Raw genomic sequence first — 15,524 nt, forward strand, 5'->3', positions numbered from 1 at the left:
CAGGAGCGCCGCGCCGCCTCGGCGGCCTACTCGACGGTCACGCTCTTGGCCAGGTTCCTCGGCTGGTCCACGTCGCAGCCCCTGAGGAGCGCGATGTGATACGCGAGGAGCTGGAGCGGCAGGACCAGAAGCAGGGGAGCGAGCAGCTCGTGGGTGGCCGGGACTCGGATCGTGACGTCGGCCTTGTCCTCGAGATCCCGGTCCTCGCGGTCGGTCACCGCGATCACGATCCCGGACCGCGCCTTCACCTCCTCGATGTTCGACAGCATCTTCTCGAACACGAGGTCGTGAGGAGCGAGCGCGACCACAGGCATCGATTCGTCGATGAGCGCGATCGGGCCGTGCTTCATCTCGCCGGCCGGGTACCCCTCGGCGTGAATGTACGAGATCTCCTTGAGCTTGAGCGCTCCCTCGAGCGCGATCGGGTAGTTGACGCCGCGGCCGAGGAACAGGAAGTCCCGGTGCTGGTGGAAGGTGCGCGCGATCTCCAGCACGCCGTCGCCCGAGCCCAGGAAGAGCTCCATCTGCACCGGGGCGTGGTAGAGGTGCCGGACGAATTCAGCCGCCTCCGCCTCGCCGAGGGTCCCACGGGCGCGTCCGAGCTTCAAGGCGAGGAGCGCGAGCGCGACGATCTGGCTGGTGAACGCCTTGGTCGAGGCGACCCCGATCTCGGGACCGGCGAGGGTGTAGATCGTCCCCGACGCTTCGCGGGTCAGCATCGAGCCCCGGACGTTGCAGATGGCGAGCGTGAGGGCGCCGCGGAGCTTCGCCTCCCGCTGCGCCGCCAGGGTGTCGGCGGTCTCGCCGGACTGGCTGATGAAGATCGGCAGCACGCGACGGCTCAGGATCGGGCTCCGGTAGCGGTACTCCGACGCGTAGTCCACGCTCACGGGAAGGCGGGCGAGCCGCTCGAGCAGGAACTTCCCGACGAGCCCCGCGTGCCAGGAGGTGCCGCACGCGACGATGACCGCGCGCTCCACCGACCGGAGGTCGTCGTCCGAGACCCCGATCTCGTCGAGGAAGACCTCCGCGGACTCCATCGAGACCCGGCCGAGGAGCGTGTCCCGAACGGCTCGTGCCTGCTCGTGGATCTCCTTCAGCATGAAGTGCTTGTAGCCGCCCTTCTCGGCCATGATCGGATCCCACGGGATCCTCGTCGGCGTCTTCTCGATCGGCGTGCCGTCCGACTTCGAGAACCGGAGCCCCTCGGGGGTGACCACGACCATCTCGTGATCGTCGAGGAAGACGACGTCCTTGGTGTGCGCGAGCAGCGCGGGAATGTCCGACGCGACGAAGTACTCGCCGGCGCCGACTCCGGCGACGAGCGGCGGGCCGAGCCTCCCGGCCACCAGCATCCGCGGCGCGTCGGCGGACATGGCGACGATCGCGTAGATCCCGCGGAGGCGGGGGAGCACCGCGCGGAACGCGGCCGGCAGGTCCGCCCCCGATACCTTCATCTCCTGCTCGAGGGCGTGGGCGACGACCTCCGTGTCGGTTTCGGTGACGAACCGGTGGCCGAGGGCGGTCAGCTCGTGCTTGAGCTCGAGGTAGTTCTCGATGATCCCGTTGTGGATCACCACGAGCCGTCCGGTGCAGTCGCGATGCGGGTGGGCGTTCTCCTCGGTGGGGCGGCCGTGGGTCGCCCACCGGGTGTGGCCGATGCCGTACACGCCGCGGACCGGGCGCTCCGCGATCACGCGCTCGAGGTCCCGGAGCTTTCCGGGGGCGCGGCGGATGGACAGCACGCCCTCCGCGTCCACCACGGCGATCCCCGCGGAGTCGTACCCGCGGTACTCTAGCCGGCGGAGCCCGTCCACCAGCACCTCGACGGGGTCCTTGGGGCCGATGTAGCCGACGATGCCGCACATGGATCCACCCCCAAGAAGCGACGGTCAGGGAGAATATAGCGCTTACGGCCTCTTGTTCCGGCCGGCCCCCCGGAGCTTCTTGCGGCGACGCGCCACCCAGCCGGGCACGTTCGTCTGGCGGGCGCGGCCGATGGCCAGAGCGCCCGCCGGCACGTCGTCGGTCACCGTGGTGCCGGCGGCGACGTACGCGCCCTTGCCCACCCGGACCGGCGCGATCAGCTGGGCGTCGCTCCCGATGAAGACGCCGGGTCCCAACGTGGTCGGGTACTTTCGCTTGCCGTCGTAATTGCAGGTGATCGTGCCGGCCCCGATGTTGCAGCCCGGCCCGATGGTCGCGTCCCCCAGGTAGGTCAGGTGCTGGGCCTTGCTGCCGCGCCCCAGGCGCGACTTCTTGAGCTCGACGAAGTTGCCCACCCTGGCGCCGGGCTCGAGGATCGCGCCGGGCCTCAGGTGGGCGAACGGGCCCGCCGACGAGCCGTCGAGGAGCCTGCTCTCCTCGATGACGCTCAGGTCCTTGATCTCGACGCCGCGGCCGAGGATCACGTCCACCAGCCGGCATCCCGAGCGGACGATGCACTCCCGGCCGATCACCGAGGGGCCCTCGACCATGACGCCGGGGTAGATCACCGTGTCGCGCCCGATCCGCGCCCTCGGGTCCACGAAAATTCTCGACGGATCGAGCAGGGTGACCCCGGCGGCCTGGAGCTCCTCGGCCTTGCGCGCGTAGAGCGTCCGCCCCGCCCTCCCGAGCTCCGCCCGGGTGTTGACCCCGAGCACCTCCTCCGCGTCGGAGCTCAGGGCGGCGACGACGCGCTCTCCCCGGGCGAGCAGCCGGTGGACGGCGTCGGTCAGGTAGACCTCCCGCTGGGCGTTCGTGGGCCTGAGCGACCGCAGCACGGACAGAAGCTTCCTCCCGTCCGCGCAGTAGATCCCGCAGTTGATCTCCCGGATCCCCCGCTCGGTCGCGGTCGCGTCGCGGTCCTCGACGATGCGGAGCACGCGGCCCGACCGGTCGCGCACGACGCGACCGTATCCGCGAGGGTCGCGCACCTCCGCGGAGACGAGCGTGAGCGCCGACCCGGACCGCCGATGCCGCGCGACGAGGGCGCGGAGCGTCTTGGGACGGAGCGTCGGAAGGTCGCCGTTCAGGATCAGCAGGGAGGAAGACCCGGACCCCAGGAGGAGGGAGCGGGCCATGAGCACCGCGTGCCCGGTTCCCCTCTGCTCCGCCTGGAGCACGAAGTCCTCGCACAGCTCGGACAGCGCCGCGCGAACCTCGTCCGCCTGGTGGCCGATGACGGTGACGAGCCGCGAGGGACGGATCGCGCGCGCCGCCTCGAGGACGTGGGCCACCATGGGCCGTCCCGCGACGGGATGCAGCAACTTGATGCGGGAGGAGCGCATCCGCTTCCCGAGGCCGGCGGCCAGCACGAGAACGGCCGGGGAGGCCCCGATCGCGCGGCGTCTCATTTGTCGTCGGGAGTGGGCTCGATGACGTCGATGAAGACGGCCTCGTCCCTCACCTTGTCGAAGTCCGGATCGTTGGCGGCCTGGAACCGGCAGCGCGCGTCGAGCGCCACCGCGTGGCGGAGGTCCGCGGCGGCCGCGTCCGCCTGGCCGGACAGCGCGCGCGCCGCGGCGCGAGCGTAAAGGGTGCTCGCGGAGGACGGGTCGAGCTGGGTGGCGCGATCGAGGTACGCGATCGCCTGAGCGAGACGGCCGTCGTTCGCGGCCACCACCCCCGCGAAGTAGAGCTCGTCGGCGGTCTCGGGCTCGCGCTGGGGAGGGGCGAGCTTGCGCGCGCAGATCGTCGCGTACGTCTTCGCCCGGGCGGCCAGGACCGGCTCGTCCGAGTTCTCCTTGCGCACCCGGTCGAGCTTCTCGAGCGCCTCTGCGTGCCTCCCCTGCCGGAGGAGGTCGATCGCGGCGCCGAACTCCCGAAGCGAGTCCTCGTACGCCGCGGTGTGTCTCGCCTTCGGCGGGACTTTCCTCGCCTTGGCGGGTGCCTCGGCCTTCACGGTCTTCGCGGGCGCGGGCGACTTCAAGCCCGGAGCCTTCTTCTTGGTGGGCATGCGGTGTTCTCCAGGGTTCCGGACGAGACGCGGGACCCGACCCGGGGCAGCGGAACGCCTGCCCCCTCGCGCCACGCGATTCGACGCATGATAGCGGGCGGGTCCCCGGGATTCAACTGCGCCCGCCGCCCCACGGCTACAATGGCCGCGCGATGGCGGACGGCTACGTCGGAATCGGCAGCAATCTGGGGGACCGCGAAGCCCACCTGCGCGCCGGCCTTCTCGGGATGGTCCGGCGCGGGCTCCACCCCGCCGCCCTCTCTTCCGTGTGGGAGACGGAGGCGGTTTCGACCGGGGAGCCCGGGTGGTTCCTGAACATGGTCGCTCGCATCGAGACCTTCTGGCCGCCGGAGGAGGTGCTGGCGCGGCTCCTCGACGTCGAGGCGGACGAGGGTCGCGTGCGGACGTTCAGGAACGCGCCGAGAGTGCTGGACCTCGATCTCCTGCTGCTGGGCGATCACCGGCGCGACGGCGAGGAGCTGGTCCTGCCGCATCCGCGGATGTGGGGGCGGCGATTCGTGCTCGCCCCGCTCGAGGAGATCGCTCCGGGCCTCGTCAATCCGTCGAGCGGTCGCACGGTGCGGGAGGAGCTCCTAGCGCTCCCCGATTCCCACGCGGTCCGCAAGGTCGGGACGCTTGCCTTGCCGGGAGCGCGCCCCGTATAATCGCGCCCCCTCTTCAGGAGCGCCATGAAGTTCAGGTCGATCGCGGTCGAAGGCCCCATCGGCGTCGGGAAAACCTCGTTCGTGGAGCTCCTCGCCAGGAAGACGGAAGCGCAGAAGCTCCTCGAGAAGATCGACAACCCGTTCCTCCGGGACTTCTATCAGGACAAGCAGGGCGCGGCGTTCCAGGCGCAGCTGTTCTTCCTCCTTTCACGCTACCGGCAGCTCATGGATCTCGGCCAGCGGGACCTCTTCCACCAGGTCTCGCTCTGCGATTACATCTTCCCGAAGGACAAGATCTTCGCCTACCTGAACCTCGACGACAGCGAGCTGCTGATCTACGACAAGCTCTACGCCATGCTCGAGTCCCAGGTACCGAAGCCCGACCTCGTGATCTTCCTCCAGGCCGAGACCGCGCGCCTCGTGGAGCGGATCAAGCGGCGGCGCCGCGACTACGAGGCCGAGATCAGCGAGGCGTACGTCAACGAAGTCAACAAGGCGTACAACTACTTCTTCTTCCACTACACCCAGACACCGCTCCTGGTGATCGATACCACCGAGATCGACTTCGTCCACCACGAGGAGCACCTCGACGAGCTGATCGAGCAGATCCGCAAGATGGACCGGGGGGTGCAGTACTACCGGCCCCTCGGCACCGCGCCCTGAGATTCCCTCGACCGCCGGCGATGGCGGCGGGGAGAACGGGAGGCCGCGTGAGCCCCGCCGAGTCTCGAACCTCCCGCATGACCGTTCCCGCCTTCGGGTCCCGGAAGGGGCAGGGCGGCCCCCTCGTCGTGCTGACCGCCTACGACGCTCCCTCGGCGCTCGCCGCGGAGGAGGCGGGAGTGGACTGCCTGCTGGTCGGCGACTCCCTGGGCATGGTCGTCCTGGGTTACGACACCACGCTCAAGGTCACGATGGACGAAATGCTCCATCATGCCAGGGCGGTCGGCCGGACGCGCCGGCGCGCGCTGCTCGTAGTGGACATGCCGTGGCTCTCGTTCCACCTGGGTGCCGAGGACGCGGTGCGCAACGCCGCCCGCTTCGTGCGGGAAGCCGGCGCGGACGCGGTGAAGATCGAGGGCGGGCGCCGGCGGCTGCCGGTGGTGGCGGCGATCCTCGACGCCGAGATCCCGGTGATGGGCCACCTCGGCCTCACCCCGCAGTCGGTGCTCCGTTTCGGCGGCTACAAGGTCCAGGCCCGGGAGGACGCGGAGGCCGAGGCCCTGGTCGAGGACGCCCGGGCGCTGGCCGAGGCCGGCGTGTTCTCGCTGGTCCTCGAGGGGATCCCGGCCGATCTCGCCCAGAGGGTCACGGAAGAGGTCCCGGTCCCCACCATCGGCATCGGAGCGGGCCGCCGCTGCGACGGCCAGGTGCTGGTGATCCACGACCTCCTCGGGAGGCTGCCCGGACCGGTGCCGAAATTCGTGCGCCGTTACGCCGGGGTTCACGAGGTCGAGGTCGAGGCGATAAGGCGGTGGGCCGACGACGTGCGCCGGGGGGATTACCCGTCGGACGCCGAGACCTACGCCTGACAAGGGGCGCCGCGCTCCCGGGGGAAGCATGGACATCGTCCGACGCGTCCACTCGATGAAGGAAATGGCACGGCAGGGCCGGGAGAGGGCGAGGAGGATCGGATTCGTCCCGACGATGGGCTACCTGCACGAGGGGCACATGAGCCTCGTCCGCCGCGTGAAGGAGATGGCGGACCTGATCGTCGTCTCCATCTTCGTCAACCCGACGCAGTTCGGTCCGGGCGAGGACTACGCCAACTATCCGAGGGACCTCGCTCGCGACGCCGACCGGTGCGTGAGCGAGGGGGTGGACGTGGTGTTCGCCCCCGAGGCCGACGAGATCTACGCCGCGGACGCGTGCACCTTCGTGGAGGTCGAGGGTCTGTCCGCCCGGCTCGAGGGGGCGAGCCGTCCCGGCCACTTCCGCGGCGTCGCCACCGTGGTGCTGAAGCTTCTCAACATCGTGCAGCCGCACGTGGTCGCGTTCGGCCAAAAGGACGCCCAGCAAGCGGTGATCGTCCAGCGGATGACCCGGGACCTCCTGCTCGACACGGAGATCCTCGTGGTCCCCATCGTCCGCGACGCGGACGGCGTCGCGCTGTCGAGCCGCAACGTCCGCCTCGCTTCAGCGGAGCGGCGGGCCGCGCAGGCGATACCCCGCGGCCTCAAGGAGGCGGAAAAGGCGATCGAGGGCGGCGAGCGGGACCCGGGTCGGATCGTGAAGACCGCGCGGGATGTCCTCGAGGCCGAGCCGATCCTGAGGGTGGATTACGTCGAGCTGGTGGACACCGCGAGGCTTCAGCCGGTCGCGATCGCCTCGGGGGAGATGCTCCTCGCGGTCGCGGTTTACGCCGGGAAGACCCGCCTCATCGACAACATCGTCGTCACCCCGTGAGCGGAGGCGCACCGTGAGCCGCTGTGCCGCATGCTCCGCCGACGTCCCGCCGTCGGCCCGCTTCTGCCCGGGGTGCGGCGCGCCGGCCGGGGAGCGCGCGGCGACCCCGACCGTCACGTCGCTCGACGCGAGGAGCGACGGCTCCGCCGGATCCCCGCCGCCGTCCCGGCCGGCGCCCTCCATGGCCGGACGCCTCGCGCTGGGGGACGTGATGGAGTTCGCTCGGTTCCTCCCGGGCGCCGTGCTCGCCGGCCGGTACCGGGTGGTCGGGCTCATCGGCCGCGGTGGGATGGGGGAGATCTACCGCGCCGACGACCTGAAGCTGGGCCAGGCCGTCGCCTTGAAGTTCCTCCCCGAGTCGCTGGCCCACGACCCCGCCTGGCTCTCGCGGTTCCACGACGAGGTCCGGATCGCGCGGCAGGTCTCGCACCCGAACGTCTGCCGCGTGTACGACATCGGAGAGGTGGACGGCCAGCACTACTTCACCATGGAGTACGTTGACGGCGAGGACCTCGCCTCCCTCCTCCGCCGGATCGGGAGGCTCCCCCGCGACAAGGCCGTGGAGATCGCGCGGCAGCTGTGCGCGGGCCTCGCCGCTGCCCACGAGCGCGGCGTGCTTCACCGGGACCTCAAGCCCGCCAACGTGATGATCGACGGCCGTGGAAGGGCCCGCCTCACGGACTTCGGGATCGCCGGTCTGGCGGAGCGCCAGGGTGGCGAGGCGGCCCGCGCGGGGACGCCGGCCTACATGGCGCCGGAGCAGCTCGAGGGCGGCGAGGCGAGCTTCCGCTCGGACCTGTACGCCCTCGGGCTCGTCCTCTACGAGACGTTCACCGGCAAGCCGGCGTTCGAGGCGGGCACGGTGGCCGAGCTCAGGAAGATGCACGAGACCTCGGTCCCGGCCAGTCCCTCGAAGGTCCTCGAGGAGATCGACCCGGCGGTGGAGCGGGTCATCCTCCGCTGCCTCGAGAAGGACCCCAAGGATCGGCCGGCGTCGGCGCTGGCGGTGGCTGCGGCGCTGCCGGGAGGGGATCCGCTGGCGGCGGCGCTCGCGGCGGGCGAGACCCCGTCCCCCGACATCGTGGCGGCGGCGGGAGCGAAGGGGACGCTGCGACCGGTCGTCGCCTGGTCGGTGTTCGGGGGGCTGCTCCTAGGCGTCGTGCTCCTGGCGGCGCTCACCGGCCGAACCGCGCTCCTCCGGCAGGTGCCGTCCGAACGGCCCCCCGACGTCTTGGTGGACCGCGCGCAGGAGGCACTTCGGACGGCCGGCGTTACCGAGCCCGTCGCGGACCGCGCGTGGGGGTTCGCGCAGGGCGACGACGCCATGCGCTGGCTCGAGGAGCGAGACAAGACGGCGGCCCGGTGGGCTCCGCTCTCGACGGGCCGGCTCGGCGTGGTTGGGTTCTGGTATCGGCAGAGCCCCAAGCCGCTGGCGTCGTACGCGCTCTCGGGCGACGTGGCTCCCGAGGTGCCCCCGTCCGACGTCCCGGGCATGGCCGCCGTCGCCCTGGATGAACGAGGACGGCTGATCGAGCTGCGCCGGGTGCCGGCGCAGGAGGGCCAAGCCGGCGGTCCAGCGAAGGAGCCCGACTGGAACCCGCTGTTCGTGGCGGGCGGACTCGATCCTGCGGCCTTCGTCCGCGACGTGCCCAGCCGGCTCCCTCCGTCCTACGCCGACGTCCGGGCCGCCTGGAAAGGGACTCTTCCGGAGTTGCCCTCGGTCCCGATTCGGGTGGAGGCCGCCGGGTACCTCGGCCGGCCGGTCTACTTCAAGGTGGTCGGTCCCTGGGACCGGCCGGACGTGGCGGCGGGTGCCGCTGCCGACGCCTCCCGTCGCGCGCCACAGACCTTCGCCGCGATCCTGATCCTCGTAGGGCTGGGCTTCGCGTTGTTCCTGGCCCGCCGCAACTTGCGGTCGGGCCGCGGGGATCTTCGTGGCGCGACCCGAATGGCGCTCGGGATGCTGGCGCTCTACCTCCTTCGCTGGGCGCTCCTCGCCAATCACCTCCCGTCGGTGTCCCTCGAGTTCGTGTCGTTTCTCAGGGGGGCGGGGGTCGCGCTCTTCGTCGGCACGTTCGTTTGGCTCTTGTACTTGGCTCTCGAACCCGCGGTGCGGCGGCGGTGGACCGGCACGCTGGTCTCGTGGAGCCGCCTGCTCGCCGGGCGATTCCGGGATCCGCTCGTCGGACGCGATCTCTTGGTGGGAGGGGCCATCGCCGTCGGTCTGGCGCTGATGGTCCCGGCGCGGAACTTGGCGGCGGTCTGGCTCGGGGTGGCCCCGCCCCGCCCGATCCAGGTGAACGTGGACTCCCTCATCTCGATCCGGCGCTTCGTGGCCGCTCTCATCGCGGCCCCGATGTCCGCGCTGCTCGGTCCGATGCTCCTTCTGTTCCTGATCCTCGGGCTGCGCGTGCTGCTCCGGAGACAGTGGCTCGCCGTCACGGCGTCCTGTCTCGTCTTCATTCCTTTCCTCGCGTTCGGCGATTCCCCCCTCCTGGATATTCCTCTGGGCCTGATCAACGTTGGGATCGAGGTGTTCGTCCTCATGCGGCTGGGGCTCCACGCGCTGATCGTGATCGAGACGTTGAGCATCCTGCTGGTGACGCTTCCTGTGACGACCGACCCATCGGCCTGGTACGCGGGACACGCCCTGGTGGCGACGGCGATCCCCGTCGCCGTCGGGCTCTATGGCCTGGTGTCGGCGACGAGCGGCGCGCGCGGCACCGCTCCCGCCGGCCTGCTAGACTGATCCCCGCCGGGAGTCCAGCCGCGACGGCGGGCGACCCGGGGGAAGGAGCGTCTTGAGCCATGACTCGTGAGATGCTTCGAGCCAAGGTCCACAGGATCACGGTCACGGAGCGGAACGTGGAGTACGAGGGCAGCCTCACCCTCGACGCCGAGCTGATGGGAGCGGGCGAGATGCTCCCGTTCGAGCGCGTCGAGGTCTACGACGTGGACAACGGGAGCCGCTTCGCGACGTACCTGATCGAAGGGGAGCGCGGCAGCGGTGCGTGCTGCGTCAACGGCGCCGCCGCCCGGCTCGTGGAGCGAGGACACAAGCTCATCCTCGCCACCTACTGCGCGGTGGACGATGCCGCCGCACGCAGCCATCGCCCCAGGGTCGTGCTCGTGGACGCGCGGAACCGCCTCAAGGCGGTCAAGGACCACGAGGGGCCGGGCGTGCGCGCTCCCGCGTGAGCCTCGCGCTCACGACCGTCCGGCGACGCTCAGCTCCCGCAGCAGGACCGAAGGAGCGCCTCCGCCTCCCGGGAAGAGCCTGAGGTCCGCCCCGACCGCCTCGATCGACGCGAGGAGATCGCGGAAGTTCCCCGAGATCGCGAGCTGGTCGACGGGCGCGCCGGGACGGCCGCCTTCGAGCAGACGTCCGGAGCCCCCCAGCGAGAAATCCCCCGACGTGGGATCCGCCGTGTGAAGCCCCATCAGCTCCGTGACGAGGATCCCGCCGCCGGCCCGCTCGAGCAGCGCCTCCACCGGCTCCGGCCCCGGAAGGAGGACGAGGTTCATCGGGCCGATCTGCGGGGGAACGCCGTAGGACGTCCGCACGGCGTTGCCGGCCCGGCCCGCTCCCGTCTTCGCCGCCGAGTAGGTGTCGTGCAGGTAGCCGATGAGCCGGCCTTCCTCGAGCAGCGGGGTGCGGTGCGTCGGGAGCCCCTCGCCGTCGGCCGGCGCGCTCCCGAACCCGCCCGGCAGGCGCGGCTCGTCCACCAGGGTCACCGACGGGGACGCTACGGGATCGCCGAGCCGTCCGGCGAGGAACGACGTGCCCTTCAGGACTCGCCGGGCGGAGAACGCCGGGGCGAGCGCGTCGAGCAGGCCGGCGACCACCTCGCGGTCCAGCACCGCGGGGATCCGCCCGGTCCGGCCCGGCGTGCTCCCGAGCTTGGCGAGCGCCTTGCGCGCGGCCTCACGCCCAATCGCCTCGGGATCGATCTCCCGCGCCGCCAGGGCGAACTCGGCGTGATGGCCGACCTGCGACCCGCCCCGATCCGTCGCGGCGACGTCCAGCCACGCGATGCCGCGGCCGTACCGGTAGCCGGCGTCGAGCCCGCCGGTGTTGGCGACCCGCACCTCGCCCCACAGGTCGATCACCACCGCCTGCCGCGACCTCTTCACCCTCGGGTCGACCGCCCGGGCCGCCGCCTCGATGGCGCGAGCCATCTCGATGCGGCGCGGCATCGGAAACGTGGCGCCATGGTCCGTGGTGTTGGGGAACGGGAGCGGTGGGACCGGCGCCCTCGCCGGCAGGCGCCATCCTTCGTCCGGCTCCGCGTGACGCGCGATCTCTCGAGCCTCGCCGACCACCCCCCGAACGGCGTCCGGCGTCAGGTCGGTGGTGAACGCGAAGCCGGAGCGTCCGTCGACGAACAGGCGCACGCCGATCCCCCGGTCGTGACGCTCCTCGACGCTCTCGACCCGTCCCTCGCTGACCGCCACCTTGGCGCGAGTCCCGGACTCCGAGTACACCTCGCCGTCGAGCCCGAGGTTCCGGAGGACGTCGAGAGCGATCTCCGCCGCGCGGCCGTCCTCCCCGGCGCTCACCGGGCCAGCCCTCCCACCACGATCCCCGGGACGCGGATCGTCGGCTGCGCGTCGGCCACCGGAACCCCCTGGCCGTCCTTGCCGCAGGTCCCCACCTGGTAGCCGAGGTCGCGGCCGACGCGATCGACCCGGGAGAGCACGTCGGGGCCGTTCCCGGTCAGCATCGCGTCCCGGAGCGGCTCCGCGATCCGTCCGTCGCGGATCCGGTACGCTTCGGTGCAGTGGAAGACGAAGTTCCCGGAGACGATGTCCACCTCGCCGCCGCCCATGTCCGCCACCAGGATCCCCTCGGCGACCGATGCCACGATCTCCTCGGGAGCGTCCCCCCCCGGCACGATGAGGGTGTTGCGCATTCTCGGGATCGGGAGGTGGCGGTACGACTCGCGGCGTCCGTTCCCCGTGGGCTCGTGACCCAGGAGGGCCGCGGTCCGCCTCGAGTGGAGGAACCCCTTGAGCACGCCGTTCTCGATGAGGACGGTGCGGCGGGACGGCGTCCCCTCGTCGTCGATGCCGAAGGAGCCCCGCTTTCCCGGGATCGTCCCGTCGTCGACCACGGTCACGAGCGTCGACGCCACCTTCTCGCCGATCTTGCCGGCGTACACCGTCAGCCCGTTGAGCGCGAAGTCTCCCTCGAGCCCGTGGCCGCAAGCCTCGTGGATCATCGTGCCCCCGGCCCGCGACGACAGCACCACCGTGAAGGTCCCGGCGGGGGCGGGCTCCGCCTCGAGCTGGAGGCAGGCCACGCGGGCCGCCTCGCGGGCCAGCCCGTCCGGAGGGTTCTCGGCGACGATCTCGAAGCCGCGCGTGCCGGAGGCGATCTTGATCGCCGTGCGGATGAGGTCGCCGTCCCGAGCGACCACCGACGCGACCAGGGTCGTGTAGACGACGCGGTCCGTGGCGAGGAGGCCCTCCGAGTTCGCGACCGCGATGCGGCGCTCGGCGTCGCGGTAGCGCGCGTTGACCTGCGCGACCCGCGGGTCGAACCCGCGCGCGGCGCGGTCCGCGCGCTCGAGGAGGTCGATCTTCGCGTCCATCCCCACCGACCCGGGCTCGATTTCGACGCTCGACACGGAGCGGGCGGGCTCGGAGGTCAGGGCGGGAGGGGTCCGGCTCGCGCCCCCCTCGGGGAGCATCGACGCCAGCCCGGCGGCGAGGCGCAGGAGCCCCTCGCGGGTGAGGTCGTTGCCGTTCGCGAAGTACGTCTCGTCGCTGAGGACGACCCGTAGCCCGGCGCCGCTCTCCCGGCCCGAGGAAGCCTCGTCGAGCTTCCGGTCCTCCCACGACAGCGAGACGCCGCGGACCGACTCGACGAAGACCTCGGCGAAATCTCCGCCGCGGGAGAGGAGCGCGGCGAGCACGTCGTGGGCGGTGGCAGTGGTCAGCAAGGGATGCTCCTGATTTCGCTCGACCATGTCGGAGCGGCGGAACCCCTACGTTTCGACGGGTCGATTGGGGACTTCGTCGCTACCACGTGGTCGGCCGCTGGCACGCAGGTGCGATCTCCAACGTGCCAGGAGTCTTCCTCCCGGGGCCCCGAACGTCCGCTCGAAGTCCGCGAGGAGCGACGCGTACACGCGCTCCGCCTCCCGCCGGGTCTCGCGCAGGGTGGTCTCCGTGTCGATGACGTAGTCGGCGACCGCGAGCTTCGCCTCGACGGGCGCCTGGGACTCGATCCTCGCCAGCGCCTCCTCCGGTCCGGTCCCGCCGCGGGCCAGGAGCCGTCTCACCTGCGCCTCCCGGCTGCACCGCACGACGACGAGCTTGTGGAGGGAGCGATAGACGCCCGACTCGACGAGGAGAGCGGCGTCCACCACGACCAGCGGGGAGTGGCCGACCTCGGCGTAGAGCCGGATCCGGCGATCGATGGCCTCGTTCACCTTCGGGTGCGTGATCGCATTCAGGGCCTCGAGCGCCCCGGGATCGGCGAACACGATCGCGGCCAGCGCCGACCGGCGGATCCGCCCCGCCGGGTCGAGGATCCCGCTCCCGAAGCGCTCGACCACCGGGTCGTACGCGGCGCCGCCGGGCTCCATGAGCGCGTGGGCGATCCGGTCCGCGTCGATCCTGAACGCGCCCATCTCTTCCAGGAAGACCGCCACCGTGGTCTTTCCCGACGCGATCCCTCCGGTGAGACCGGCGCGCAGGACCGGGCGGGGGCCGGCTTCCATCACGGGAGCGATTCCCCCGCGGCGAGCCGCGCGGCCAGGAGCGTGTTGCGGAGCAGGAGGGCGATGGTCAGCGGGCCGACGCCGCCTGGCACCGGGGTCAGCCACGACGCGCGGGCAGCGGCCTCCACCGGGTGCACGTCGCCGGCGAGCGTCGAGCCGCGCTCCCTCACGGCGCGGAGGCGGTCGGGGTCGTCGCCGAAGATCCTCCGGCACTCCGCCTCGCCGGTGATCGAGTGGATCCCGACGTCCACCACCACCGCACCGGGCTTGACGTGGTCGCCGGTGATCATGGCCGGCCGGTCGCCGATCGCCGCCACGAGCAAGTCGGCCTCGCGCGTCACCGCCTTGAGGTCCCGGGTCCTCGAGTGGCAGACCGTGACCGTGCAATTCTCCCGTAGGAGCAGGAGCGCCAGCGGCTTGCCGACGATGTTGCTGCGGCCGATGACCACCGCGCGCTTCCCCTCAAGCTCGATCCCGTTTCGGCGGAGCAGCTCCACGATGCCCGAGGGGGTGCATGGCACGAACCCGGGAAGCCCGATCAGCAGCCGGCCGGCGTTGATGGGATGCAGACCATCGACGTCCTTGCTCGCGGCGATCTCCTCGATCACGCGGTGCTCGTCGATGGCCTCCGGCAGGGGGAGCTGGACCAGGATCCCGTGGACGTTGGGATCCTCGTCGAGCTGTCCCACCGCCACGAGGAGGTCGTCCTCGGACACGGTCGCCGGGAGGCGGAGCGCCACGGAGTTCATTCCGGCCTCTCGGGCGGCCTTCTCCTTGCTCCGCACGTAGATCTGGGATGCGGGGTTCTCGCCGACCAGGACGACCGTCAGCCCCGGAACGACCCCGCATTTCGTGAGGAGCCGCGAGCAACCCTCGGCCACCTCGCGGCGGATCTCCGCCGCGACGGCCTTGCCATCGAGCCGTCGTGCCGTGCCGCTTTCCACGTCGTCACCCTCGCGTCACTTCGGTTCGAGCCGGTAGGGCGCGCCGAAGCCCGCCTCCGAGCCGTCGGGGAGGGTCAGCGCGATTTCGAGGCGGAATCGCCGGGTGCCGGACGGGGGAGAGCGGAACACGAGGAGGCCCTCCTCGGTCCCGTCCGCCCGCACCACCTTCTGCCCGTCGAGGAGCAGGCCGCGCGCGCGGACCTGCGCCTCGGGGACCTCGTGTCCCAGCAGGGCGTAGGCCGACTCGATGTCGGGCCAGCCCACGGGGTACGAGACCTCCTTGTCCCGGCCCACGAGCCGGGTGGCGTCGGGCTCGAACACCAGGTCGCCCTTGCCGCGATTCTCGATCCGGAAGAGGAACGTCAGGAGGACCGGCCGCTGGCCGGGCATCGGCGCGAACGGATCCTCGGGCGATCCGGTCCGACGCGACAGGAAAGCGCGCCGCGCGGCTTCGTCGAGGAGCTTGAGCTCGGCGGCATATCCCGGCGCCTCGACCCGCCACGCGCCGTCCGCCAGGGCGGGCGCTCCGGCCGCCTTGGCGTCGGGCACGAAGTCCGCGGCCGGCCGGCTCTTGCCTCCCCCGCGGGAGGCGGAGACTCCCGCGACCAGGACGACCAGGATCGAAAGAACCGCCGTCGCGGTGGGGAATGCCCTCTTCACCCCCGAAGGATACCACCAAGATCGGCCGCCCCCGGATGGTCCGGCATGGCGGCCGCGGGTAGAATGGGTCTTTTGAGCGAGGTCATCGAGGCTCCATGGCGGCGACCGAAATCGTCATCCGCGGCGCGGCGGAGCACAACCTCAAGCGCATCGATCTGACCCTCCCGCGGAACCGGCTGAT

Annotated in this window: 15 protein-coding genes; 6 read left to right on the forward strand and 9 right to left on the reverse strand. The window is 71.4% G+C overall.

The window, feature by feature from the left end:
* Positions 1 to 26: 26 nt before the first annotated feature.
* The 3 genes from glmS to LAO51_13620 are packed head-to-tail and all read right to left on the reverse strand — an operon-like array spanning position 27 to position 3,940.
* The gene (glmS, locus tag LAO51_13610; protein MBZ5639777.1) at positions 27 to 1,868 is read right to left on the reverse strand and encodes a glutamine--fructose-6-phosphate transaminase (isomerizing); all 1,842 of its coding nucleotides are present in this window, start codon (positions 1,866 to 1,868) and stop codon (positions 27 to 29) included.
* Positions 1,869 to 1,910: 42 nt separating this feature from the next.
* Complete coding sequence (gene glmU, locus LAO51_13615; protein MBZ5639778.1) at positions 1,911 to 3,338, reverse strand: bifunctional UDP-N-acetylglucosamine diphosphorylase/glucosamine-1-phosphate N-acetyltransferase GlmU; 1,428 nt, start codon at positions 3,336 to 3,338, stop codon at positions 1,911 to 1,913.
* Positions 3,335 to 3,940 carry a hypothetical protein gene (locus tag LAO51_13620; GenBank protein ID MBZ5639779.1) on the reverse strand — a complete coding sequence of 202 codons (606 nt, stop codon included), beginning with the start codon at positions 3,938 to 3,940 and terminating at the stop codon, positions 3,335 to 3,337. Before LAO51_13620 ends, glmU begins: the two co-directional genes overlap by 4 nt.
* Before the next feature lie 152 nt (positions 3,941 to 4,092).
* On the opposite strand from LAO51_13620, the gene folK reads away from it, so the two are divergent.
* The 6 genes from folK (at position 4,093) to LAO51_13650 (ending at position 10,209) form a co-directional block, all read left to right on the forward strand.
* Positions 4,093 to 4,605, forward strand: a complete 513-nt coding sequence (gene folK, locus LAO51_13625) for a 2-amino-4-hydroxy-6-hydroxymethyldihydropteridine diphosphokinase (protein MBZ5639780.1) — start codon at positions 4,093 to 4,095, stop codon at positions 4,603 to 4,605.
* A gap of 24 nt (positions 4,606 to 4,629) precedes the next feature.
* Positions 4,630 to 5,268, forward strand: coding sequence for a deoxynucleoside kinase (locus LAO51_13630; GenBank protein ID MBZ5639781.1), 639 nt, complete (start codon positions 4,630 to 4,632; stop codon positions 5,266 to 5,268).
* Between the two features lie 77 nt (positions 5,269 to 5,345).
* The gene (gene panB, locus LAO51_13635) at positions 5,346 to 6,137 is read left to right on the forward strand and encodes a 3-methyl-2-oxobutanoate hydroxymethyltransferase (protein ID MBZ5639782.1); all 792 of its coding nucleotides are present in this window, start codon (positions 5,346 to 5,348) and stop codon (positions 6,135 to 6,137) included.
* Between the two features lie 28 nt (positions 6,138 to 6,165).
* On the forward strand, positions 6,166 to 7,011 hold the full coding sequence (panC, locus tag LAO51_13640) for a pantoate--beta-alanine ligase (protein MBZ5639783.1): 846 nt from the start codon (positions 6,166 to 6,168) through the stop codon (positions 7,009 to 7,011).
* Positions 7,012 to 7,024: 13 nt separating this feature from the next.
* Complete coding sequence (locus tag LAO51_13645; protein ID MBZ5639784.1) at positions 7,025 to 9,760, forward strand: protein kinase; 2,736 nt, start codon at positions 7,025 to 7,027, stop codon at positions 9,758 to 9,760.
* Positions 9,761 to 9,819: 59 nt separating this feature from the next.
* Positions 9,820 to 10,209, forward strand: coding sequence for an aspartate 1-decarboxylase (locus tag LAO51_13650; GenBank protein MBZ5639785.1), 390 nt, complete (start codon positions 9,820 to 9,822; stop codon positions 10,207 to 10,209).
* A gap of 9 nt (positions 10,210 to 10,218) precedes the next feature.
* Here LAO51_13650 and LAO51_13655 read toward each other — a convergent pair whose 3' ends face one another.
* The 6 genes from LAO51_13655 to LAO51_13680 form a co-directional block, all read right to left on the reverse strand.
* On the reverse strand, positions 10,219 to 11,571 hold the full coding sequence (locus LAO51_13655; protein MBZ5639786.1) for a TldD/PmbA family protein: 1,353 nt from the start codon (positions 11,569 to 11,571) through the stop codon (positions 10,219 to 10,221).
* Positions 11,568 to 12,983, reverse strand: coding sequence for a TldD/PmbA family protein (locus LAO51_13660; GenBank protein MBZ5639787.1), 1,416 nt, complete (start codon positions 12,981 to 12,983; stop codon positions 11,568 to 11,570). The genes LAO51_13655 and LAO51_13660 overlap by 4 nt, the downstream gene beginning before the upstream one ends.
* An 18-nt stretch (positions 12,984 to 13,001) precedes the next feature.
* Complete coding sequence (gene coaE / locus LAO51_13665) at positions 13,002 to 13,739, reverse strand: dephospho-CoA kinase (protein ID MBZ5639788.1); 738 nt, start codon at positions 13,737 to 13,739, stop codon at positions 13,002 to 13,004.
* Positions 13,739 to 14,683: a bifunctional 5,10-methylenetetrahydrofolate dehydrogenase/5,10-methenyltetrahydrofolate cyclohydrolase gene (locus tag LAO51_13670; protein MBZ5639789.1), complete on the reverse strand. Its 945-nt coding sequence runs from the start codon at positions 14,681 to 14,683 to the stop codon at positions 13,739 to 13,741. Before LAO51_13670 ends, coaE begins: the two co-directional genes overlap by 1 nt.
* Positions 14,684 to 14,698: 15 nt before the next feature.
* Positions 14,699 to 15,343, reverse strand: coding sequence for a hypothetical protein (locus LAO51_13675; protein ID MBZ5639790.1), 645 nt, complete (start codon positions 15,341 to 15,343; stop codon positions 14,699 to 14,701).
* Positions 15,340 to 15,524, reverse strand: a 185-nt coding sequence (locus LAO51_13680) for a hypothetical protein (GenBank protein ID MBZ5639791.1), incomplete at its 5' end; no start/stop codon positions are given. The genes LAO51_13675 and LAO51_13680, both read right to left, overlap by 4 nt.

Source organism: Terriglobia bacterium (assembly GCA_020073205.1).
Lineage (GTDB): Bacteria > Acidobacteriota > Polarisedimenticolia > Polarisedimenticolales > JAIQFR01 > JAIQFR01.

Excerpts from the sequence above, each read along its gene's own strand:
- glmS (MBZ5639777.1), bottom strand. The coding sequence starts at position 1,868 with ATGTGCGGCATCGTCGGCTACATCGGCCCCAAGGACCCCGTCGAGGTG.
- glmU (MBZ5639778.1), bottom strand. The coding sequence starts at position 3,338 with ATGAGACGCCGCGCGATCGGGGCCTCCCCGGCCGTTCTCGTGCTGGCC.
- LAO51_13620 (MBZ5639779.1), bottom strand. The coding sequence starts at position 3,940 with ATGCCCACCAAGAAGAAGGCTCCGGGCTTGAAGTCGCCCGCGCCCGCG.
- folK (MBZ5639780.1), top strand. The coding sequence starts at position 4,093 with ATGGCGGACGGCTACGTCGGAATCGGCAGCAATCTGGGGGACCGCGAA.
- LAO51_13630 (MBZ5639781.1), top strand. The coding sequence starts at position 4,630 with ATGAAGTTCAGGTCGATCGCGGTCGAAGGCCCCATCGGCGTCGGGAAA.
- panB (MBZ5639782.1), top strand. The coding sequence starts at position 5,346 with ATGACCGTTCCCGCCTTCGGGTCCCGGAAGGGGCAGGGCGGCCCCCTC.
- panC (MBZ5639783.1), top strand. The coding sequence starts at position 6,166 with ATGGACATCGTCCGACGCGTCCACTCGATGAAGGAAATGGCACGGCAG.
- LAO51_13650 (MBZ5639785.1), top strand. The coding sequence starts at position 9,820 with ATGACTCGTGAGATGCTTCGAGCCAAGGTCCACAGGATCACGGTCACG.
- LAO51_13660 (MBZ5639787.1), bottom strand. The coding sequence starts at position 12,983 with ATGGTCGAGCGAAATCAGGAGCATCCCTTGCTGACCACTGCCACCGCC.
- coaE (MBZ5639788.1), bottom strand. The coding sequence starts at position 13,739 with ATGGAAGCCGGCCCCCGCCCGGTCCTGCGCGCCGGTCTCACCGGAGGG.